20 protein-coding genes and 2 tRNA genes are annotated in these 19,343 nt (G+C 59.5%); 5 read left to right on the plus strand and 17 right to left on the minus strand.

Going from position 1 to position 19,343, the window contains the following annotated elements; all coding sequences use genetic code 11:
- The first annotated feature begins 306 nt into the window (after nucleotides 1–306).
- Both ABGM93_RS05730 and ABGM93_RS05735 read left to right on the plus strand, forming a co-directional pair.
- Nucleotides 307–380 (plus strand) — tRNA-Cys (locus ABGM93_RS05730).
- Between the two features lie 969 nt (nucleotides 381–1,349).
- Complete coding sequence (locus tag ABGM93_RS05735) at nucleotides 1,350–1,979, plus strand: DUF938 domain-containing protein (protein WP_321504207.1); 630 nt, start codon at nucleotides 1,350–1,352, stop codon at nucleotides 1,977–1,979.
- Between the two features lie 6 nt (nucleotides 1,980–1,985).
- Here the strand turns inward: ABGM93_RS05735 and ABGM93_RS05740 are convergent, their stop codons facing one another.
- Both ABGM93_RS05740 and ABGM93_RS05745 read right to left on the minus strand, forming a co-directional pair.
- Nucleotides 1,986–3,455 (minus strand): cobyric acid synthase, encoded by a 1,470-nt coding sequence (locus ABGM93_RS05740; protein ID WP_321505763.1) that lies wholly within the window; start codon nucleotides 3,453–3,455, stop codon nucleotides 1,986–1,988.
- A 20-nt stretch (nucleotides 3,456–3,475) separates the two neighbouring features.
- Complete coding sequence (locus tag ABGM93_RS05745; RefSeq protein WP_321504209.1) at nucleotides 3,476–3,793, minus strand: YrhK family protein; 318 nt, start codon at nucleotides 3,791–3,793, stop codon at nucleotides 3,476–3,478.
- A 444-nt stretch (nucleotides 3,794–4,237) separates the two neighbouring features.
- Between ABGM93_RS05745 and ABGM93_RS05750 the strand changes: the two genes are divergently transcribed.
- The 3 genes from ABGM93_RS05750 (at nucleotide 4,238) to ABGM93_RS05760 (ending at nucleotide 5,940) form a co-directional block, all read left to right on the plus strand.
- Nucleotides 4,238–4,312: transfer RNA gene (locus ABGM93_RS05750), tRNA-Asn, on the plus strand.
- A gap of 592 nt (nucleotides 4,313–4,904) precedes the next feature.
- Nucleotides 4,905–5,594, plus strand: coding sequence for an AzlC family ABC transporter permease (locus ABGM93_RS05755; RefSeq protein ID WP_321504211.1), 690 nt, complete (start codon nucleotides 4,905–4,907; stop codon nucleotides 5,592–5,594).
- Nucleotides 5,587–5,940: an AzlD domain-containing protein gene (locus ABGM93_RS05760; RefSeq protein WP_321504213.1), complete on the plus strand. Its 354-nt coding sequence runs from the start codon at nucleotides 5,587–5,589 to the stop codon at nucleotides 5,938–5,940. Before ABGM93_RS05755 ends, ABGM93_RS05760 begins: the two co-directional genes overlap by 8 nt.
- Before the next feature lie 50 nt (nucleotides 5,941–5,990).
- Here ABGM93_RS05760 and ABGM93_RS05765 read toward each other — a convergent pair whose 3' ends face one another.
- The 15 genes from ABGM93_RS05765 to mdcB form a co-directional block, all read right to left on the minus strand.
- A complete protein-coding gene (locus tag ABGM93_RS05765; RefSeq protein ID WP_321336681.1) occupies nucleotides 5,991–6,566 on the minus strand; it encodes a biotin transporter BioY in 576 nt (191 codons plus the stop codon).
- Nucleotides 6,524–7,225: an energy-coupling factor transporter transmembrane protein EcfT gene (locus ABGM93_RS05770; protein WP_321504218.1), complete on the minus strand. Its 702-nt coding sequence runs from the start codon at nucleotides 7,223–7,225 to the stop codon at nucleotides 6,524–6,526. The genes ABGM93_RS05765 and ABGM93_RS05770 overlap by 43 nt, the downstream gene beginning before the upstream one ends.
- Entirely contained in the window at nucleotides 7,222–7,902 is a 681-nt protein-coding gene (locus tag ABGM93_RS05775; protein ID WP_321504220.1) for an ATP-binding cassette domain-containing protein, read from the minus strand. Before ABGM93_RS05775 ends, ABGM93_RS05770 begins: the two co-directional genes overlap by 4 nt.
- 216 nt (nucleotides 7,903–8,118) lie before the next feature.
- Entirely contained in the window at nucleotides 8,119–8,880 is a 762-nt protein-coding gene (gene madM / locus ABGM93_RS05780; protein ID WP_321504222.1) for a malonate transporter subunit MadM, read from the minus strand.
- 3 nt (nucleotides 8,881–8,883) lie between these two features.
- A complete protein-coding gene (madL, locus tag ABGM93_RS05785; protein WP_321504223.1) occupies nucleotides 8,884–9,276 on the minus strand; it encodes a malonate transporter subunit MadL in 393 nt (130 codons plus the stop codon).
- A gap of 71 nt (nucleotides 9,277–9,347) precedes the next feature.
- Complete coding sequence (locus ABGM93_RS05790) at nucleotides 9,348–9,557, minus strand: biotin/lipoyl-containing protein (RefSeq protein ID WP_319773907.1); 210 nt, start codon at nucleotides 9,555–9,557, stop codon at nucleotides 9,348–9,350.
- 39 nt (nucleotides 9,558–9,596) lie between these two features.
- Entirely contained in the window at nucleotides 9,597–10,352 is a 756-nt protein-coding gene (gene mdcG / locus ABGM93_RS05795; protein WP_321504228.1) for a malonate decarboxylase holo-[acyl-carrier-protein] synthase, read from the minus strand.
- Nucleotides 10,334–11,434, minus strand: a complete 1,101-nt coding sequence (locus ABGM93_RS05800) for an acyl carrier protein (protein ID WP_321504230.1) — start codon at nucleotides 11,432–11,434, stop codon at nucleotides 10,334–10,336. Before ABGM93_RS05800 ends, mdcG begins: the two co-directional genes overlap by 19 nt.
- A gap of 23 nt (nucleotides 11,435–11,457) precedes the next feature.
- Entirely contained in the window at nucleotides 11,458–12,351 is an 894-nt protein-coding gene (gene mdcE, locus ABGM93_RS05805; protein WP_321504232.1) for a biotin-independent malonate decarboxylase subunit gamma, read from the minus strand.
- Nucleotides 12,352–12,384: 33 nt separating this feature from the next.
- Nucleotides 12,385–13,341, minus strand: coding sequence for a biotin-independent malonate decarboxylase subunit beta (locus tag ABGM93_RS05810; RefSeq protein ID WP_319773911.1), 957 nt, complete (start codon nucleotides 13,339–13,341; stop codon nucleotides 12,385–12,387).
- 11 nt (nucleotides 13,342–13,352) lie between these two features.
- Entirely contained in the window at nucleotides 13,353–13,670 is a 318-nt protein-coding gene (mdcC, locus tag ABGM93_RS05815; RefSeq protein ID WP_319773912.1) for a malonate decarboxylase acyl carrier protein, read from the minus strand.
- Between the two features lie 17 nt (nucleotides 13,671–13,687).
- Complete coding sequence (mdcA, locus tag ABGM93_RS05820) at nucleotides 13,688–15,361, minus strand: malonate decarboxylase subunit alpha (RefSeq protein WP_321504234.1); 1,674 nt, start codon at nucleotides 15,359–15,361, stop codon at nucleotides 13,688–13,690.
- 23 nt (nucleotides 15,362–15,384) lie between these two features.
- Nucleotides 15,385–16,224, minus strand: coding sequence for a biotin--[acetyl-CoA-carboxylase] ligase (locus ABGM93_RS05825; protein WP_321504239.1), 840 nt, complete (start codon nucleotides 16,222–16,224; stop codon nucleotides 15,385–15,387).
- A gap of 206 nt (nucleotides 16,225–16,430) precedes the next feature.
- Nucleotides 16,431–17,639, minus strand: coding sequence for a Na+-transporting malonate decarboxylase, carboxybiotin decarboxylase subunit (madB, locus tag ABGM93_RS05830; protein WP_321504241.1), 1,209 nt, complete (start codon nucleotides 17,637–17,639; stop codon nucleotides 16,431–16,433).
- 124 nt (nucleotides 17,640–17,763) lie between these two features.
- Nucleotides 17,764–18,774: a triphosphoribosyl-dephospho-CoA synthase MdcB gene (gene mdcB, locus ABGM93_RS05835; protein ID WP_321504243.1), complete on the minus strand. Its 1,011-nt coding sequence runs from the start codon at nucleotides 18,772–18,774 to the stop codon at nucleotides 17,764–17,766.
- Nucleotides 18,775–19,343 lie beyond the last annotated feature (569 nt).

Here is a 19,343-nt window from a genome sequence, read left to right on the forward strand (position 1 = left end):
GCTCCGTGACAAGCGCCGCGCGCCGGCCGGCCTCGCCAGACAAATCAAAATGGCGGGACTCCGGGCCTGATGTCTTCGCCCCCCTCACCCGTTCAAGTGGCGAGACGTTCTCCGCAGTGCGGCAGATTCGATCTTTCCAGCGGACAGCCCGCGCATCCGCCCGGGCGGATGATATGCAAAATGGCGAATTTTGCCCCTGTCCTTTTCGATATGAACAGGTTTTGTAAAACAACCTGAGGCGTTTTGCAGACCCGGAGAAACAAGCAGTTGACATGGCCGGGCAAGTAGCTGAAAAAGCGCGCCAAGGGCCACGTGGCGGAGTGGTGACGCAACGGATTGCAAATCCGTGTACCCCGGTTCGATTCCGGGCGTGGCCTCCAAATTCCTCTCCGCAATTTCCTCTGATCATCACAGACGGCATCTCCCCCCGGCAAACCGGAGGCGAGCCACTGTGTTGGAAATCGCGTCTGAGCGTCGACCCCCTGCCTTATCCTGAAGACAAAGCCCTGCCTGCGCGGACAAAGCCGCGGAGCGAGCAGCAGCCACGGCCTCGCATCGGCAAGCTTCGTCTGTGTGGGTGAGGGGGGGGGTGGAGGGGCCCGTTTTCTGTCGGGCAGTCGCGGAATTGGGAGACGGAAATCAGGGCCCGAAGGCCCGATTGCCGTCTCTCATCAAGCGTGTTCGGCCGTCAGCGTCGCGTGTTGACGCGTGCACCGGGGGCAATCCTTGCGGACCCGGATCATGACCACATTCGGAAACCAGACATTTTTTGGCGAAAGCCAGCCCGGGACGGACGGCGTTTCCATTCTGCAAGTCTCGCATGTGCCACAGCAATTGCTCACTACATTCTCCATCATGCTGCGTTTATTTGCGAATTCCGCCCAAACGACACTATTGACAAGGGTCGGTGCCGAATCGTTGGGGGAGCGTTAATCTGTTTGAAACCTACTCCTTGCAGGCGCCGCGGTCTGTTCGGTCCATTCCGCTCCGAAGATTTCGTTATGGTCGCGCAATAACACACGGAAGCGGTTCGAACCGGCGGCGAAAGCACCGAATGGACGGTCGTTTTCTTTGTGAAACGACCCATGGAAAGCAGCTAAGGGCCCTTTATTTCCTTATCTCGTTTCGACCCCGTTACATTCTTTGCACCGAAGCATCGAGACATGCGCGATACGGGAAAATGGCCCTTTGTTTTGCGAGCGTGCCTATGTGGAAAACACTCATTTGAGGCCGCTGGTTACCGCTCCCGGTATTCATTTCGGTCTTGCGGAAGAAATCGCGCATCGATACTGCCGTTGCGTTAACACCTATGGCACAGCGGACCACATAAGCACTTTCCTGGAGGCCAAATGCCGCAAAACACGGATCATATGCCCGGCACAGAATCGACCCCGCCATTTTCGCAGGCGGCCGAAAACAACAAGGGGCCCATTGGCGACATCCTGCGAGACGAATTTGCAAATGTGGAATCGGTCCTGGAGATTGCGAGCGGGACCGGCCAGCATGCGGTGCATCTGGCCAGGCTCCTGCCCCACCTGTCGTGGCAACCAAGTGACCTGTCAGAGGACCTGCCGGGATTGACCCAGCGCCACGCACGGGAGGCACCGGCCAATCTGCTTGAGCCTATGTTGCTCGACATTGCCGACCATCCCTGGCCGGTCGCGCCGGTCGATGCCGTCTATGCCGCCAATTGCCTTCACATCGTTTCATGGCCTCTCGTGGAGGCCTTCTTCGAAGGTGCAGGCAGCGCCGTCGCAGAAGCCGGAACGATTGCCGTCTACGGCCCGTTTCGATATGGCGGAGAATTCACCGCGCCGAGCAATGCGGAGTTTGACGCCTTCCTGCGGGCTCGGGATCCTGCGGCGGGAATACGCGACTTCGAGGCGGTGGACGAACTGGCCACAAATCAGGGCTTCCGTATCGCGCGCGACTGCGACATGCCCGCCAACAACCAATTGCTGATCTGGCGGAGGGGATGAATCCCCTCACTGGCGCGTGCGCGCGATGGACAGAATTGCATCGAGATCGAGCGCGGCCTCCACATGGTCGGCAAGCACGTCAAGCGCCCCCTCCACACGCGCATCATGGGAGAGCCGGTCTCCTCTCGACTGAGATACGCCCTTTCGCAACGACCCAAGAAAGGCCTCGCGAAACGGGTCAGAGCTGAAAAGGCCATGCAGATAGCATCCGGCCACCTGCCCATCAGGCGAAGACGCACCGGCTGGCTGTCCCTCGATTTGCAGAAACGGGCGCGCGCAGTCGGCCCCGTCGGTGCGACCAAGATGGATCTCGTATCCGCGCACCGGGCTGCCAGTCTCCACATGACGCCCGGTGACGACCGCAAGACGCTTGTCCTCTTCAATCACGGTCTCCACGTCGAGCAAACCGAGCCCGGCAACATCGCCCGGCGCGCCTTCGACGCCTGTGGGGTCATGGACGGCGCGACCGAGCATCTGATAGCCGCCGCAAAGACCGAGGATGGCCCCACCCCGTCTGTAATGGGCCTGCAAATCGATATCCCATCCCTGGTCCCGAAACTGCCCGAGATCGGCGACGGTCGACTTTGAACCGGTCAACACCACGAGTTCCGCATCGCCGGGCAACGCCTCTCCAGAATGGATCAGCCGCAGATCCACATCGGGCTCCAGCCGTAGCGGATCGAAATCGTCGAAATTCGACACCCCCTCCAAAACCGGCACGACGATCCTGATTGCGCCGGACGGCTTGCCCACCTTTGCCACCGGCATCAAGTCGAGAATGTCCTCGGCAGGCAAGTCCGCCGCGCGATCGAACCAGGGCACGATACCCAGCGACGGCCAGCCGGTGCGCCGGACGATATCGGAAAGGCCTTCACCGAAAAGCTCAACGTCTCCCCGGAATCTATTGATCAGGAATCCCTTTATGCGGTCGCGATCCTCCGGTTCCAACACGCAATGCGTTCCGACAATGGCGGCAATGACCCCGCCACGATCAACGTCGCCCGCCAGGATCACAGGAACATTGGCGGCTTGCGCAAAGCCCATATTCGCAAGATCGCCGCGACGCAGATTTGTCTCCGCCGGACTTCCGGCTCCTTCAACAAGAACCAGATCCGCCTGCGCTTCGACATGGGCGAAGCTCTCCAGAACACGAGGAAGGATATTGCGCTTCATGTCGGCCCGCGCCTCCAGGGACGAAGCCGCAAGGCGCCGCCCCTGAACGATCACTTGCAAGCTGCCGCCTTCTTCCGATTTCAACAGGATCGGATTCATGTGAACGCTTGCGGGCACCCGCGCGGCCAGCGCCTGAAGCGCCTGCGAACGCCCGATTTCACCGCCGTCGGCGGTCACTGCTGCGTTGTTCGACAGGTTCTGCGGCTTGAAGGGCATCACCTTCAGCCCGCGACGCAAGAATGCGCGGGCCAGTCCGCTCACAAGGAGGCTTTTGCCGACATTTGATCCAGTGCCCTGAATCATGACGGCGGGAACGGAACGCGTCACGCGGCATCGTCTCCGGCAAGACCATTCTCAAGCCGGGCAAACGCGCCGGCCTCCTCGATATCGTCGGGAAGCCGCACGAGGCGGATTTCGAGAGCAAGGCGAACCGCGGGACGGACCGCGAATAGAATCGAGCCAATCAGAAACAGCCAGGTGCCTGCATATTGAAGGGACTCGTAGAAAAAGAAGACGCTGCCGACGATAAAGGCGATTGCCGCCCCGAATTCGATTGCCGTTCTTGCGGTTTCGTAACGGGTGGTGGTTCTGGCGTGGGCCGCCGTCCGCGTCCTGTTCTCATGATTGAAAAGTTCGGCCATGTGCCCCCTCCCTGACTGCCCGGTGATAACACGCGTCCCGGTACGAACTGGCGTGACCGCGCTTTGTTTCATCCCAAGACAAGAAACGCACCGAACGCAAGCAGCCTTTGCGAGAATCGAGGACTTGAGGGTTCGGCCCCGCCAATCTGCGCGCATCGGCACGCCAATGAGCGCCATTTTGCCGCCGAACAGTCCCAACGTGCCACGGCTCAAGATATTGCAGCCTGTGGAAGAAGATTTTGGCCAGACACCAAACCCATCGCCTGTTTTGGCGATAAACGTGACAATTCTGCGAGGTTGGCAGGCTGAAATGATCTGTGCAGGCGCAAAATGTGGGCGGAATAGGTTCACTCATCCACATTTTTTGTTCCTCGGGACTTGGCAAGCGCAATCCGCGTTGTTATAGCCTCTCCCGTCGACGCGACGAGTGCGCGGCCGACCTGCTCCCCGGTAGCTCAGTGGTAGAGCAAGCGACTGTTAATCGCTTGGTCGCTGGTTCGAATCCGGCCCGGGGAGCCATTACTCTCCCAAAGATATACAGAATGTGATTTCACGCGAGGCCTCGCTCCGTGAGGATCCTGAAACGTAGCTGCGGCTTGTACCGCGCTGCGCGCGAAACGGTTTCCGCTTGGATCCGAACGTTCAACCAGGACCAGCCACGCGATCCGAATTGCCGTTGATTGGCGCGGCAGTCGCCGGGGACGAAGTTGAAGTCCTTGAGATCCTTGCCGTACAGTTTCGAGACGCGAACCCTCCCCCCCCGCCTTCATCGGGCGAGCACCCCACGCGTAAGTACTGATACGTTTCAAGCCTTTACCTTTCAAACGTCATGATGCGAGAACATGCGGGACACACACAATCTCGCAGCGTTCGAAAGAAGAAGAAATCACGCACCTTCGATGAAGAATTACTAATATTTACATGCGATAAATACAAAACAGCGTTCGTTTGCGAGTTCTTGCAACCTCAGCAAGTCACGAATTGACAGTAATGCGATATATCAATAAGAAAGCTTCCTCGCGTTTCCTGACATCATTCAAATTCAATAGTCAGCATGAATAGCCCTTTAGAATCGAACGAGGCAGACGAGCAAACAGCGTCGGTAGCGACCGTGTTCACCATCGCAATTCGCGATGCGGCGGTCGTCATCATCACGTTTCTCATCATGTTCATGGGTGTCGGACAGATCAGTGCCGAGGCCGGGCTCAGCGCGCTTCAGACAGCCTTCATGACCAGCCTGACGGTCGCAGCGCCGGCACAGACCGCCGCGATGCAGATCCTGCAGAGCGACGGCGCGCGCGCCGGCGCCTGGGTCGCAGCGGTCCTTGCGGTGGTCATCATCAATCTGCGCTTCATCATCATGGTGGCGTCCGTGCTCGGCCGCCTGCCCGCCATGAGCTTCATGAGGGCTCTGGGAAGCGTCGGCTTCCTCTCCGCAAGCTCCTTTGCGGTCATCCTGCCGAAACTCATGGACAGCCGTCCGCCGCGCCCTGCTCTCTATTGTGGCATCGTGGGGGCCATGTGCTCCCTCTCAGCGATCATCGGCGCGGTCGCGGGGCATCAGCTCGCTGCTTCTGTTCCTGTCATTGTCGGCGCAACGCTCGGCGCAATGATCCCGATCTATTTCGCCACGCTCATCGCCCGCCAGAAGAAGATGCGGAACCTGATGGTGAATGCGGCCTTCGGGGCCTTGCTCGTGCCGCTCGCCGCCATCGAGCTGGGCTCCTATGCCCTTCTGGTGCTGCCCTTGATCGTCTCGGGCATCAGCATGCTTCTGGAGAGGAAAAACACCGATGCATAACGCCGTTTTCGCCGAATGGCAGCTCTGGGCTGTGGCTGGCGGCGCAGCATTGGGAACCCTGCTTCTCAGGCTTATTCCGCTAGTCGCACGCAACCGCATGGGCGGCGAGCGTATCCGCGAATTCTTCGACCGGGCGGGCTACGGCATTCTCGGCGGCATTGTCGCCACGTCCGCTCTGCGCTCGGGCAGCAATCTGTTCAAGACCGAACAGACCATCGGCTGCATTGTCGCCGTTGTCTGCGTGATCGTGGCTTTCCTGATCGCGGTCTGGCGCGGGGGCACAATCCTGCCGACCCTTATCGGCCTTGCCGGATTCGTTGCGGCCGGCCTCATCTATCTTGGATAAGACCGGCCGCAACCGTCGTTCAAAATGGATTGAATACGCCGCAGCGCCCGTCAGGAGACGGCTGCGCGCCGCTCGATCAGCGGATAGGCCCGCTTGATCGCAACCGCGATTACAGCCGCGATGCCGGCCTTGATCACATCCCCGATCACAAAGACCGAAGACGCCATCGCGACCTTGAGAAGGGGAGCGCCGATGTTCATCGCCATCCAGGGAACGCCGATTGCATAGAGCACGATAATGCCGCCAATCGCGCAGAAGATGAACGAGGTGACGACGTTCAGCCGGTTCCAGGCCCACTCGTGCAGCTTGCCGACGACATAGGCCGCAGGCACCCACCCCACAAGAAAGCCAGCTGTCGGACCGGCGAAGACACCGAGGCCACCCCGGCCACCGGCCAGCAGCGGCAGACCGACCGCGACAAGTCCCACGACGAGCAACATGGAAAGCGCCCCACGACGCCCACCAAGAATTGCGCCGGCAAGCATGAGGCCAATGGACTGCGCCGTCACGGAAACGCCGCCGAGAAAGGCGATCGGGATCGGCGGAAAGAGCCCCAGCGCCGCCGTCAGCGCGGCGAAGAGAGCTATATAGACGATGTCTCGAGTGGAGGTTCGCTGTCCGGACATGGTTTCCTCGAATGGGATTTCTCGGCGTCGGCGATGAAGCGCGGAGGCAGTTCATCATCGTCGCTATAAGGTGAACGCGCTTCGATAGCATCTGCGACGTCGCCCGCCATGCGTAAGGTGCGCAGAACAAGCGGAAGCGCCAGCGCGACCGGATTGGTTCCCAACCCCCTCGCCCGCTGGGCATCCCTGATCTCCGTCGCCTGTGATGCGATGACGGGAATGAACCGCAGCGCGAGAGAAAATGCCAGTCCGACCTTTCCCGGATCCACACCGAGCGGCTTCAATGGCCGCAATCCGGTCTCGACGGCGGAAATCAGAGCGTCGGTGCGGGTCGTCAGGGTGACCAGCGCCGCCAACAGAACGAGGGCGGCAATGCGCAACACCACCAGCGCGGCAAAATTCCAAGATTCCCAGTAGGCCTGAAATGCAAACAGGACGACCAGAATCCACAAGAGCGGACGGATTTGCTTATAGGCCTGGACCAGGCTCAGACCGGCGAGACGGTACAGCGCCAGGATGGCAACAAGGGCGAGAGCCAGCCACCACCACTGCCCGACGATCACGAGCACGGTCCCGGCCACGGCAAGCGTCGCCAGCTTGGGCCCAGCCCCGATGCGATGAATGCGCGACACAGTCGCAGGATCGCGTCCGGCCATCATGTCATACGCTCCACATAGTGGGCCAGCGCCGGGCCCGGCTCGTCATCAGCGATCACCTTGCCATGATCGAAGACGATCACGCGATCAAAGTCTTCAAGCAGTTTCAGATCATGGGTGACGATAATGACGGTTTCTTCCAGTTCCCGGATCACATTGGCGACCCTGCGCGCATTGCGCAGGTCGAGCAGCGTCGTCGGCTCGTCGAAGACGACACAATCGGGACGCGTGATGAGGACACCGGCAAGCGACAGCAACTGTTTCTGTCCACCGGAGAGTGCGTGGGAGGGATGGTAGCGGAAGGGACCGAGATTGTACCGATCAAGAACCTCTTCCACGAGCGCACCGCGTTGTGCCGCGGGCAGCTTCAATCCCTTCAGGCCAAAGGCCACGTCCTCTTCGACGATGGGAAAGACGATCTGATTGTCGGGGTTTTGAAAGACGAACCCCACCTTGCGACGAACAGCCTTGCCGTCCCTTGCGGTGTCGAGCCCATCAACGAGAACCTTGCCTGAGGTCGGTACCAAAAGACCGTTCAGCAGTCTCGCAAAGGTGCTCTTGCCGGATCCGTTCGAGCCGACAATACCAATTCGCTTTTCGGTCAGGGTCAGGTCGATGCCCTTGAGCGCCTCGAAGGCTTCGAACGTCATGTGGACATCGCGAACTTCAATTGTCGTCATCAAAGAGCTTCCCGAAGAATGTTGAAGCCGCCGACAAGCCCCAGTTAGGGCCCTGCCGGCGGCTGCAAGACAAGTTAACTATTTAACGTCACGATTGGATTCATCCAATCATCGCAAACTTGCCTCTTTTTGACCGACTTCTGCTGAGAAATTTGCAGTGTGGGAGTACTGCATTGCCAGCGAGAAGTCCTCGTGCTGTTTGGCCCTCGCCAAAGGTTAGCCAAACAGCGAGAGGACGATCATGTAGCCGATCGACGGGCAGAGCAGGCAGCCGAGGCCGGTGTAGAAGGTGGCCGTCAGCGCGCCGTAGGGAACCAGACGGGCGTCGGTGGCGGCAAGGCCAGCGGCCACGCCAGACGTGGAGCCCATCAGACCGCCGTACACGCAGGCGGCAGCCGGGTTATCAAGGCCAGCAATCTTGGCAAGGAACGGAGTGGTGACCATAACCGTGATCGACTTGACCACACCAGCGGCAACCGACAGGGCGATCACTTCCGAAGAAGCGCCCAGGGCGTTGCCGGTGACGGGACCAACGATGAAGGTCACGGCGCCGCCGCCGATCGTGGTGATGTCAGCCGGATCGGTGTAGCCGAAAGCCACAGCAGCGGCACCGCCGATGATCATGGACACGGCAACCGAAACGAACAGCGAGACGATACCCGGGACGCCGGCCTTCTTCAGTTCCTCAAGCTTGGCACCGAAAGCGGTCGAAACGATCGCGAAATCACGGAAGACGCTGCCGCCCATCAGGCCGAGGCCGGAGAAGAGACCAACGTCGGCCAGACCATGCTTGCCGCCAGAGTACTTGCCGCCAAAGTAGGCCAGAGCCAGACCCATAACGATCGCGATAGCCGAAGAGTGCACGCGGCCGCCAAGGACCTTGGAAACAATGCCGGCGACATACATGATGATGCCGACGACCACGAATGCCGTCACCAGAGGATACTTGGTGACACCGTGCAGAAGAACGTCAACCATGACTTACTTTCCTTCCGTTTCGAGGGGAGGAAGGGGCTCACTCCGCGGGCCAAGGGCCGAGATCGGACGGATGAGCAGGAAGCCGGACGCCGTCGCGCCGAGGCCAGCAATGAACGCCAGAGCACCGGCATCGAAAGCGGCGACAACGTTCTGACGGGTGCACATGGCGACCACGATCGGAATGTACATCGCGCTCCAGAACTTGATGCCGCTCTGAGCCGCAGCCGAAAGCTGCTCCTTGTCCATCAGCTGACGAGAGAACACGACGAGCATGAGCATCGCGATGCCAACTCCGCCGATGTTCGCGCTGATACCGAGAAGATGACCGACCAGGTACCCAAGTGCGGTACCGACGACCATGCAACCGCCCATCAGGGCTAGTCCATAAATCACCATTTCACTTACTCCGTGAGACTAGGAGTCTGTTGTAACGGGGCGACGAGGATCGTCGCCCCGACTTCACATGATCACTCAATGACCATCAGAAGAGCGCCGGGCTTCAGGCGGTCGCCTGCAGCTGCGGCAATAGACTTGACAGTGCCGTCGACCGGCGACGGCGTGTTGTTCTTCATCTTCATCGCTTCGACGACGGCGAGGGACTGGCCCTTGGTGACCGCATCACCGACTGCAACCTCGATAGAGATGACCGTCGAAGGCATTTTCACTTTGATGTCCATCATTCACTCCATTGTTTTTGATGGTTGATTTAGAGGAATTTATAATATTCCTCGATTATACTCCAATGTCGCTTTGTTGTTTAACATAGCGGCATCTTTGTAAATTGGCAATTTTTCCTTTTCCACCAAATCTATACCGTCGATATATTTTACCAGTACTTTTTTGGCGGAAGAGAAATATTCTTTCATTTTTACGCCGAGGGAGTCATTTACTTCCAATTCGGCATCGACGGAAATTCCGAGCTCCTCACAGAGAGCAGCCACGGCATCATTAAAGGCCTCCAGGGATCCGCCATGCCGGGCATCAACGACGACGTCGATATCCGATTGCGGGCGGACATAAGCGAGGCCTGTCACCGCCGCGAGCGCGGCAGAGCCGATGAGGCCGAGTCGAACACTGTGTTGCTCGGCACAGTCGCTGAGGGCTTGAAGTCGCGGGTGCGCCGTCGGAAAGCGTCGCATCGCGCGGTCCATGACCTCATAGGGCGTCACATACGCAGTAACCTCGTCCGCATTTACGATCAGCGACGATCGGACGCGCTGCTCGCCGACACGGAACGGGAACGAAAAACCGAGCTGCCCCTGCCCTTCACCGCACTCGCGCGTGGGGCGGCAGACGATTCCCGGGATCCGATCTTCGAGGAACCCTTTGAGCACCGCCTTTTCCGTCTCATCGTCGCGCATCGTGTGCGGCAGGCCATCAAGGAGCGCGGGGACGAGGGCCTCGCGCGTCTGTGATGACAACTGAGCCAGGACGTGGCGCCGGTTGAGCATGATCAGCGTCCCTTGATCCATGCAGGGTCCGTTTTCGCGGACTTCTGGAGATCTGCCTGGGCCTGAACGATGTCGTCGAAGAGTTTCGTAGCGACCGGTCCTTCGATCACGATCGGTTCGAAATCCTCCACCTCGTTGGCCGGCACACCGGGCACCAGGGCGAGCTTTGTCGCGGGGGCGTTTGTCTGGAGGTCCTTGGAGACCTTCACCACCCTGCCCTTGATGCGAAGGATGGTGCGTGACGCCTTTTCCACGGTGCTTGCGGAATGGGCGGTCGTTGCGAGGACGACCACCTCATATTCCGGATAAGTCCGCTCACGCCGGTATGTGATGATCTTGCCTTCCGGATCGCAGACGTGGCCGGTCTTGGAGATGACGAAGCTGTCCCCCATGGGAAGGCCGCCAACCACGAATTCGCGGTAGCCATCTCCGCGCGGCGACGGCGCGAGCGTGATGTCGTCGCGCAGCGGAACACCATTCACGGTGAGCCACCCGAACTCCTGGCAACCATAAAGGTCATGTACGGAATAGCCGTACTCCTGAGCCACCGGCAGAAGCTCCTGATCGAGCGGCGTGCCGGCCGTCAGGAGAATGACGTTCTTCGGCATCTCGTCCTTCAGGCCCATCTTGGTCGCCTGTTCGAGACTTGCACGAAGGAAAGAAGATTCGCCGAGCATGATGTTCGGCTGTTCCTGGCATGCCTGCACGATGAGAGCATCACGGCTGGAGCGGCGCAGGAAGTTCCATTCCACGCCGCAGTCGCGCAAGGCGTCTGCGGCGAAGACGTTTACGAGAGGGGGATAGGTCACCAGCATCTTCGCTTGTGGCCCGGACCCGAGTCTTTCGAACAAGGTCCGGGCCACCGCGCAGCGGCCGGAAATCTCACCATGAACCACGCCGACAATATTCTGGAACGCCGAAGACCCCGTCGTGAAGGTGAGATACGCCAGATTGAAAGGCGTATGCACCTCTTCGATCACATGAGCGGCAGTAGGGCCGTCGATTCCCTTATCCGCCAGTGTCCGCCTCGGCATTTCCTCAAGAGAAGGAACAGTGCTGAAAGCGTCTAGGGCTGTTTCGAGTGCCTGAAGTTTGTCGGACATGATTCATCGTCCCCTATGGGTCGTTAGCGAGATGGAGCGTATTTCTCGGCTACTGCAGCGAATTCCTCGTTCATCTTTTCGATGACCTTCGGACGCACCACACGGCCCTTCACTTCCTGGCCGAGCAAGCCGCGACCCCAGGGGCCGAGCTTGTCCTCTTCGCCGGCGGCCTTCAGCGCACGGATCTCAGCAATGTGCTTGATGATCGCCGGGCGCATGCCGTCAATCGAACCCACGAGTTCGTTCACGCCACCAAGAGCGGAGAAGAAGCGCGGGCCCGCAGCGAAGACGGGGTTGCTCTTCGACAGCTCTTCGAGCGTCTCGATGTCCTTCTTGATGATGCGGGAGATCGAGGTGATCGGCATCACGTGGATCATCGTGCCGAACTGAGCATCCAGCGACAGGATGTGATCAGCCTGCAGGCCGTGGCAGAGGAACGCACCAGAGATGGCACGACCGATAACCATCGCCACGATCGGGTGACCCGCGAGACGGGCTTCCGCAAGCGCCAGCTGGTATGCACCAGTGGCCTTGTTCATGCCGATGATTTCCTCGACCTTGCCGGGGCCGTTGCCCGGGGTGTCGACGATCAGAACAATGGCGCGCTTCTCAGCGAGCGGCTTGTCTGCGTCGGCAGCCAGAGAGGCATAGACAGACTGGGCCATCTTGTACCCTTCTTCCATGCCGATGATGCCGGCATAGACGACAGGGAACTTCTCGTTGAACGCCATGGCGTCCGACGCGATGATGGTCACTTCCTTACCATCGAGAGTGGCCGTACCGACCGCCGCACCGGGACCAAAGGTCTCGTCTTCGAAGGTCTTGGCGCCAATGACGCCCTCTTTGAAGCTGTCGGCGTCCACGATCATGTCGATCGCATCCCGACCACGCCCCATCATGGTTTCTTGCATTTCCATGATTGTCTCCTGAATTGAGATAACTGACCGCGGTTACAGCTCGAGACGCTTGGTCTCGGCGAGGAACTTGTCGAGCGGCTTTTCAGTCATCTCGGCAGCATCCTCATTGCCCGCCTTGGCCCACATGTCGCGGGCGTCAGCCGGGTGCATCTCAGCAGCCAGAGCGACATACTTGAGCTGCTTTTCGACCAGTTCGGGAGAACCGATACGACGCATCGGCTCGAAGTCCTCGATCGGAAGAACGGCGAGCTTGCCGATCGCTTCCTTGAAATCGGAGACCTTCGGGCCAACGAGCACGTTGCAGTCACCCATGACGTACTTGTGGCGGCCACCGGTGGTGCGGAACACGAGCGAGCGGTCGGAAGAGTCGAACTCGTCCTTGCCCATTTCCTGCTCGATAACTTCCGGACCGGTCAGGCCGAGACGGCCGAACTCGCTCATCACGATGGCGTCCATCGCAGCGGCGACGAAGCCCATGCCGCCGAAGCAGCCGACCTTCGAGCCGATGACCGCGATCACCGGAACCTTGTGGCGAGCCTTCTGGATCTGATCCATCAACTCGGCATGCGCGAGCAGGCCGGCGTTGGACTCGTGCAGACGCACACCACCCGTCTCCAGAGAGAACGCCACAATCGGCAGTTCCTCGGCGGAGATGTTGGGGTTCTCAGCCTTCAGCTTGTCGTGGAACTCGATGGCGAGGCGAACGGCGTTCACCATCTTCGCACCATGGACTTCGCCGACGGCGCCGCCGATGAAGCGGCCTTCCTGCGAGATGACGAAAACCGGCGTCTTACCGATCTTGCCAATGCCCGTCACGATACCATCGTCGAAGCACTTGGCGTCGCCCAGCACATCAAGATGCGGGCTGGAGAAACGGTCAAGCGGGCCAACCAGTTCCGTGAAGGTGCCTTCGTCGACCATCCCGATGGCCCGATCGCGGGCATTAGTCTCCAGGAAGCTCTGCTCCTGAATTTCATTCCATTTCGGCATGGGATATCTCCTTAGTCCGAGGTCGCTTCGGCAAATGCCTGGCGCAGGCGCAGAAGCACGACCGCCGGAGTGGCATTGTTGTCATTGATTTCGAGAGAGACGTCGCCAAGCAGCGTCTCGGACGCGAACGTCTCGATGACACGCTTCCACAGCTCGTCAAAGCCAGTGACAGGGGTGACGATCTTCACGGAAACGGCACCCTTGAGGTCCTTCGGCTCCATGATGACTTCCATGTCACCCGAGCCGACGACGCCGTAGTGCGTCGCGGCATCGACGCTTTTGGTCGCCGCGTCGATTTTGACTTGGAATTCCAGTGTATTCAAAGACATGGTTCAATGATCCTTCATCACCAGTTACGGAACCGAGCCGGCGGGTTGTAGAGACCGCCAGACCACGTAACGAGGTCCTGGATGCTCTTAGCGGCAAGCATCGAGCGATCCGCACGCTTGCGATCGACACCGAGATCCTCAGGGGTCTTCACGATGTTCATCTCACGCAGACGCTTGGTCTCTTCCGGCTTGGCTTGCGCACCGATTTCGGTGTAACCGGCAACTGCACGGATGGCGGCCATACGGGCCTCGATGTCCGGGCAGCGGTTGAGGTAAGCGATGCCCTCTTCCGTCACGATGTGGGTGAGGTCGTCACCGTAGATCATGACCGGGGGCAACGGCAGATTGGCGTTCTTGGCCAGCTGCAGAGCGTCCAGCTCTTCCACGAAGACCGGAGCACGGCCTTCACCGAAGGTTTCCACACCCTGCACGACCAGCTTCTTGCCGCGGGGCATGGTGCCCAGCTGACGGTCGAGCGTCGGCTGTTCTGCACCGCACTTCAGCCACGCCTCAGAGGAGTGACGACGACCGCGCGGGTCGCAGCCCATGTTCGGCGCACCACCGAAGCCAGCAACGCGGGTTGCAGTGGCGGTGGAGGAGTTGCCGTACTTGTCGATCTGCAGCGTACCGCCGATGAACATGTCATTGGCGTAGTGACCGGCAGCCTGCGTGAATGCACGGTTGGAACGCATGGTTCCATCCGGCCCGACAAAGAACACGTCCGGGTGGGCATTGACGAACTTGTCCATGCCAAGCTCACCGCCGAAGCAGTGGATCTGCTCAACCCAGCCTTCCACGATCGCCGGGATCATGGTCGGATGCGGGTTCAACGACATGTGCGTGCAGACCTTGCCCTTCAGACCAAGCTCGGCACCGTAAGTCGGCAGCATGAGTTCGATCGCGGAGGTCAGGAAGCCGATGCCGTGGTTGAGGCGCTTCACTTCGTACTCGGCGTAGATGCCCTTCAGGCAGAGCATGGCGAGCAGGATCTGGTTCTCGGTGATGAGAGCAGGATCGCGGGTGAAGAGCGGCTCAAGGAAGAACGGCTTCGGAGACTGACAGACAGCGTCCACCCAGTCGGCCGGGATATCGACACGCGGCAGCTCGTCGACGATCTCGTTGACCTGGGCGATAACGATACCCTGGCTGAACTTGGTCGCCTCGACGATCGTCGGCGTATCTTCGGTGTTGAAGCCCGTGTAGAGGTTACCCTGCCTGTCGGCCTTGTAGGCGCAGATCAGAGAGACCTTCGGGGTCAGGTCCATGAAGTAGCGGGAGAAAAGTTCCAGGTACGTGTGAATCGCACCCAGTTCCAGCTTGCCTTCCTGGATAAACTTGGCAACGCGGCCAGCCTGCGGGCCACCGAAAGCGAAGTCGAGCTTCTTGGCAATGCCAGTCTCGAACAGGTCGAGGTGAACTGCGAGCGGAACGGCAGACTGCACCATGTGCAGGTTATTGATCTTGCTCGTATCGCACTTGTTCAGCGACTCGGCCAGGAAATCGGCCTGCTTCTGGTTATTGCCTTCAATATTGACGCGGTCACCGGGGCGAATAACCGCCTCGAGAAGGGCAACCGTATCTTCCGGCTTAAACTGCTTGCCAGCTCCAATATATTGGGCAGCAGCAGCCAGCCGCTCTGCAGTATCTGCAGATCGACGGTGCCAATCTTTCTGTTTACCGATTGTGGACATGGAACAACCTCTGTTTAGTTGTATTAACGCCGCTTCGACGAGTTTTTCGCCGACTGCAACGCCTCTCCGTAAACGAAGCGGTGGGTTACCCCGCTCCGATCGCGAATACTTAGACTTCCATCAGAACCCAGATCTGTCGCCGTGCCCGTTAGTCGCGCGTCACCTGCGTCAAACAGAATGACTTGACCGATTGTGCAAGACCGCTCCATCCATGCTTTGCGAATGGGGGAGAAACCTTTTTCCTCCCATAGCGAAGTCCAGGTTTCGATTTCGGTGAAGAGTGCTTCAAGCAGGGTGTTCTCGTCCTGATTGCAGCCCGCTTCCATGGCGAGCGAGGTGGCGATCCCCTCAAGCTCCGGCGGAAGATCCGACTCAGCCATGTTGATGTTGATTCCGATGCCGGCGATGACATTTGCCACCTCCCCTTCATCGGTGAGCACAAGCTCGCAAAGGATGCCGCACAGCTTGCGACCGTTGACCAGAATGTCGTTGGGCCACTTCACTTCGGCGTCGACCCCGGTCGCCTTGCGAATGGCCTCAGCCACCGCGACGCCAAGCACGAGCGTGAATTTGGAGATTTCCTCAATCGGCCGCTCGGGCTTCAGGAGAAGCGAAATGCCAATACCCTTGCCGGGCTTGGAGAACCAGAAGCGATCCTGCTTGCCGGTTCCTGCGGTCTGATGGTGAGCGACCAGGGTCAAGCCGGTTTCGGCGCCCCCAGCCTGCAATTCAGCCAACAAACGGTTGGTGGAGTGAATTTCATTGAGAAAACAGACCGGGCCGATTCGGCCAGAACGCGGTCTGACGTCGCTGCATCCAGCGATTTCGAAGCAGGTCTCAACTGAGCTTGTGAGGAACGACATGGTGTCTTCTTCGAGCGGTCGAGTTGCGTTTCCCGACCGTCACGTCGGGGAGGATCCACCCCCGCCACATGGGCGGTACCGGTGGTTGCTCCCGTATTCACCTGAAGGCAAAGATCGGGAGGCTTTACCTGACGTTTCCGTATTTCAACCGGTTTGCCAGGGAGGGGGTCCGGCGCCCACGAGAACGTGGGCGCCGGGCAGACTGGTCAGCCGACCAGGCCGATCGTGGAGGCGAACACGCCGACCGCGATGGCCGAGACGATGACGCCGCAGATCGATGCGCCCATGGCGAGGGGCATGATCATCGCGTAGGGGCTTGCCTCGAAGGCGCAACGCTGTGCGATCTTCGCGGTGGAGGGCATGCAGGACACACCGGCGATACCGATCGTCGGGTTGTACTTGCCCTTGGTGAACCACCACACGAGCCAGCCGCCGCCGAGACCACCGAGAGCCGAGATGGCCAGAGCGGTGATGCCGAGGACGAGAAGGATGGCAACGCGCGGGTCAAGCAGGGTCGAAGCTTCGCAGAGCACGCCAAGGATCAGGCCCAGGAACAGGGTCGAACCGTAAACGATCGTGTTCTCGAGAAGCGCCTGGTACGGCTCGATCTCGGCTTCCTTGATCGCAACGCCCATGAAGAAGGACAGGATCAGCGGGGAAGCAACCGGCAGCAGCAGGCAGAGCAGAGCCGCGGCAACGATGGTGAAGATGAACTTCGCCTGGTTCGACACATCCGGGAACTCGATTTCGACTTCCAGGGCGCGATACTTCTCCGGGACGACCCAGCGAACCAGGTACGGGTAGCCGGCGTAGCACAGCGACAGGTACAGGTAGGCAATGATCGAGATCGGGACGAACAGGTCCTTCGCCATGATCAGCGAGGCGAACAGAACCATCGGGCCGTCAGCACCACCGATGGAGCCAACCGCGGCCGCCTGGCCGGGGGTCAGACCCATGTAGTAACCGATAACCAGCGTCACGAAGGTGCCGAGCTCGGCGCAGACTGCCACCGTGATCGAGGCCCAGGGGCGCGCCAGGATGAACGAAATGTCCGCCATGGTGCCGATGCCCATGAAGAGCATACAAGCGACCAACGAGTTCACGAACGTGAAGTTGTAGATCGGCTGCAGGAAGTTGATCTGCATGATGTCGACCAGCGGACCGGTCTCAGACACCATCGGCGCAATGATCAGCGTGCCGATCTGGCCAGCTTCGAGGAACATGACGCCGGCGTTAACCGCCATCATACCGAGTCCCATCGGGACCATGATGAGAGGCTCAAGCGTACGCTTGAAGCCATGATAGGCGAGAACGAAGCCAAGGACGATAAGCCCCAGCCTCGAAAACGCGATCACCGGATCCTGGACGAAGAGGGTCCCGATGCCGGGGAAGATAGTGAGAAGTTGGTTCAACATCTTTGATCGACAGTCTATTCGGAGGGCTGGGAGAGGAACTTCGAGATGCCGACGATCACGCCGATCACGCCGAAGGCGATCACGGCCGTGATGAGGTAGGCCATCCCTGAGTAGACAATGATGTTCATGATATCCTCGGGGGTTGAGGGAACTGACCCGCCGTTTCAGGCTGGCCGGAGAAAGCGGTCCCCGCTCCAGGGGCGCCACTAACGAGCACATCGACCCCATAAGTGACCGCCAGAAGATCTGCCGAACCACCGGGGCTCAAATTGCGAGTGATGCACTCAGCGTCGAGCTGGTTGATGGCTGCCATACCGGCCGGCGTCAGAGCGCCCCCCAGGCAAACCGCTTCGCGCGCCTTTTCACGCACGAAATCGAGAGCATCGAAGCCACCACGCCACAAAAGCGTTGTGTCCTCGGTGGCCGCCATCAGTGAAATCAGGGTGTGGACAAGCGCCTCTTCCAGAGACGCACCCTTTGTTTTCGCATAGCGATAAGCTGGCAAACCCGCCTCGACGACGGTCGGAAAGCCAGCCTCCACCTCGCCACGGATGCCAAGCACCCCGTAGCGCTGGTAGAGCCATTCGCCCGCTGTTCCCGGCTCGCGATTGGACGTCCCGTTCAGCTCCCGCGCGCAAAGACCGTCGGTCATCGCAGCTGCGACAGAGAAGAGCGCCTCGTCTTCAATCGCCATCTGATCGCGTACCAGCCTTCCGGCTGCCGCGCTCAGAACGCCAGCAGAGAACAGGAAGCCGCGCTGCGTGTTGACACCACCGGTTGCCGACAGAAGAAGACCTTCATAACGACACCCGATCTCACGCACAGGGCGCAGCAGATCGCGGGACGATCCCTGGTGGCGAATTCCAGCTTCGGCGCACAGATAAAAACACGGCGCGATCGCCGCGGACGCAAGCATGAACGTTTGAATGTTCATGTCCTTGTGCGATCCGTTCGAACGCGCCGTCACCAGACCCGGCTTTGGATGACTCGCCACTTCCAGCAATGTGCCAGCAACGAACGCCGTCCCGATTTGCCACGATACCGCGGCAATGTCGGGCTCCAGGGCATCGCCCCGGTCGCGCTCTCTTGCTTCAAATTGCTGGGAAACCTGCATAATCTCGTACTCGTTCTGCATTGCATGACCGCTATCCCACAAGGGGGCGACCAAACAAGCTCGCATAAGCTCGTACCCGTCCTGATATTCTACGATGCGTATTTACCCGTATTACGTGTATTTCCGCTCAAGAAAATCAGACACTCGCCATCACGGCAAGGACACTGAGACACTGGCGATTTTGATGCTTGAGGGGCTCCGAGGCACGCCCGGCACGGGCATGACAAGCCGCTCTGGTCACGAGATCACACGCCCCGTGGCGGGGCCAAAACCGATAGGCAACATACCGGATGGGTCCGAATGCTACCCCTGATCACTGATTCACAGCCCCGGGGAGGTGGGGCATCGTTCACGAGTTCCGCCCACATTGGCGAAACCTATATTCGGCCCTTGGGCCCGCCGAGGCTCGGTTCCAAACCTCAACCTCAACTTGAGTGTTATATCTCACCCGTAAGACGCAAAGTCCATAGCCACTTGCGATGTTTGATTGCGGCAAAGTGGCATAATCGAAAATTGTGCCTAACCCCTCGGTATTTTCCTTTGTTTTCTGCCACTTGGCAGATAACAAGCGCATCATATACGGACCTATA

Source organism: Breoghania sp. (genome assembly GCF_963674635.1).
Classification (GTDB): Bacteria; Pseudomonadota; Alphaproteobacteria; order Rhizobiales; family Stappiaceae; genus Breoghania.

Coding starts and splice junctions, on each gene's coding strand:
- ABGM93_RS05735 (WP_321504207.1), top strand. CDS start 1,350: ATGCCGCAAAACACGGATCATATGCCCGGCACAGAATCGACCCCGCCA.
- ABGM93_RS05740 (WP_321505763.1), bottom strand. CDS start 3,455: ATGATTCAGGGCACTGGATCAAATGTCGGCAAAAGCCTCCTTGTGAGC.
- ABGM93_RS05745 (WP_321504209.1), bottom strand. CDS start 3,793: ATGGCCGAACTTTTCAATCATGAGAACAGGACGCGGACGGCGGCCCAC.
- ABGM93_RS05760 (WP_321504213.1), top strand. CDS start 5,587: ATGCATAACGCCGTTTTCGCCGAATGGCAGCTCTGGGCTGTGGCTGGC.
- ABGM93_RS05765 (WP_321336681.1), bottom strand. CDS start 6,566: ATGTCCGGACAGCGAACCTCCACTCGAGACATCGTCTATATAGCTCTC.
- ABGM93_RS05770 (WP_321504218.1), bottom strand. CDS start 7,225: ATGATGGCCGGACGCGATCCTGCGACTGTGTCGCGCATTCATCGCATC.
- ABGM93_RS05775 (WP_321504220.1), bottom strand. CDS start 7,902: ATGACGACAATTGAAGTTCGCGATGTCCACATGACGTTCGAAGCCTTC.
- madM (WP_321504222.1), bottom strand. CDS start 8,880: ATGGTTGACGTTCTTCTGCACGGTGTCACCAAGTATCCTCTGGTGACG.
- madL (WP_321504223.1), bottom strand. CDS start 9,276: ATGGTGATTTATGGACTAGCCCTGATGGGCGGTTGCATGGTCGTCGGT.
- ABGM93_RS05790 (WP_319773907.1), bottom strand. CDS start 9,557: ATGGACATCAAAGTGAAAATGCCTTCGACGGTCATCTCTATCGAGGTT.
- mdcG (WP_321504228.1), bottom strand. CDS start 10,352: ATGGATCAAGGGACGCTGATCATGCTCAACCGGCGCCACGTCCTGGCT.
- ABGM93_RS05800 (WP_321504230.1), bottom strand. CDS start 11,434: ATGTCCGACAAACTTCAGGCACTCGAAACAGCCCTAGACGCTTTCAGC.
- mdcE (WP_321504232.1), bottom strand. CDS start 12,351: ATGGAAATGCAAGAAACCATGATGGGGCGTGGTCGGGATGCGATCGAC.
- ABGM93_RS05810 (WP_319773911.1), bottom strand. CDS start 13,341: ATGCCGAAATGGAATGAAATTCAGGAGCAGAGCTTCCTGGAGACTAAT.
- mdcC (WP_319773912.1), bottom strand. CDS start 13,670: ATGTCTTTGAATACACTGGAATTCCAAGTCAAAATCGACGCGGCGACC.
- mdcA (WP_321504234.1), bottom strand. CDS start 15,361: ATGTCCACAATCGGTAAACAGAAAGATTGGCACCGTCGATCTGCAGAT.
- ABGM93_RS05825 (WP_321504239.1), bottom strand. CDS start 16,224: ATGTCGTTCCTCACAAGCTCAGTTGAGACCTGCTTCGAAATCGCTGGA.
- madB (WP_321504241.1), bottom strand. CDS start 17,639: ATGTTGAACCAACTTCTCACTATCTTCCCCGGCATCGGGACCCTCTTC.
- mdcB (WP_321504243.1), bottom strand. CDS start 18,774: ATGCAGAACGAGTACGAGATTATGCAGGTTTCCCAGCAATTTGAAGCA.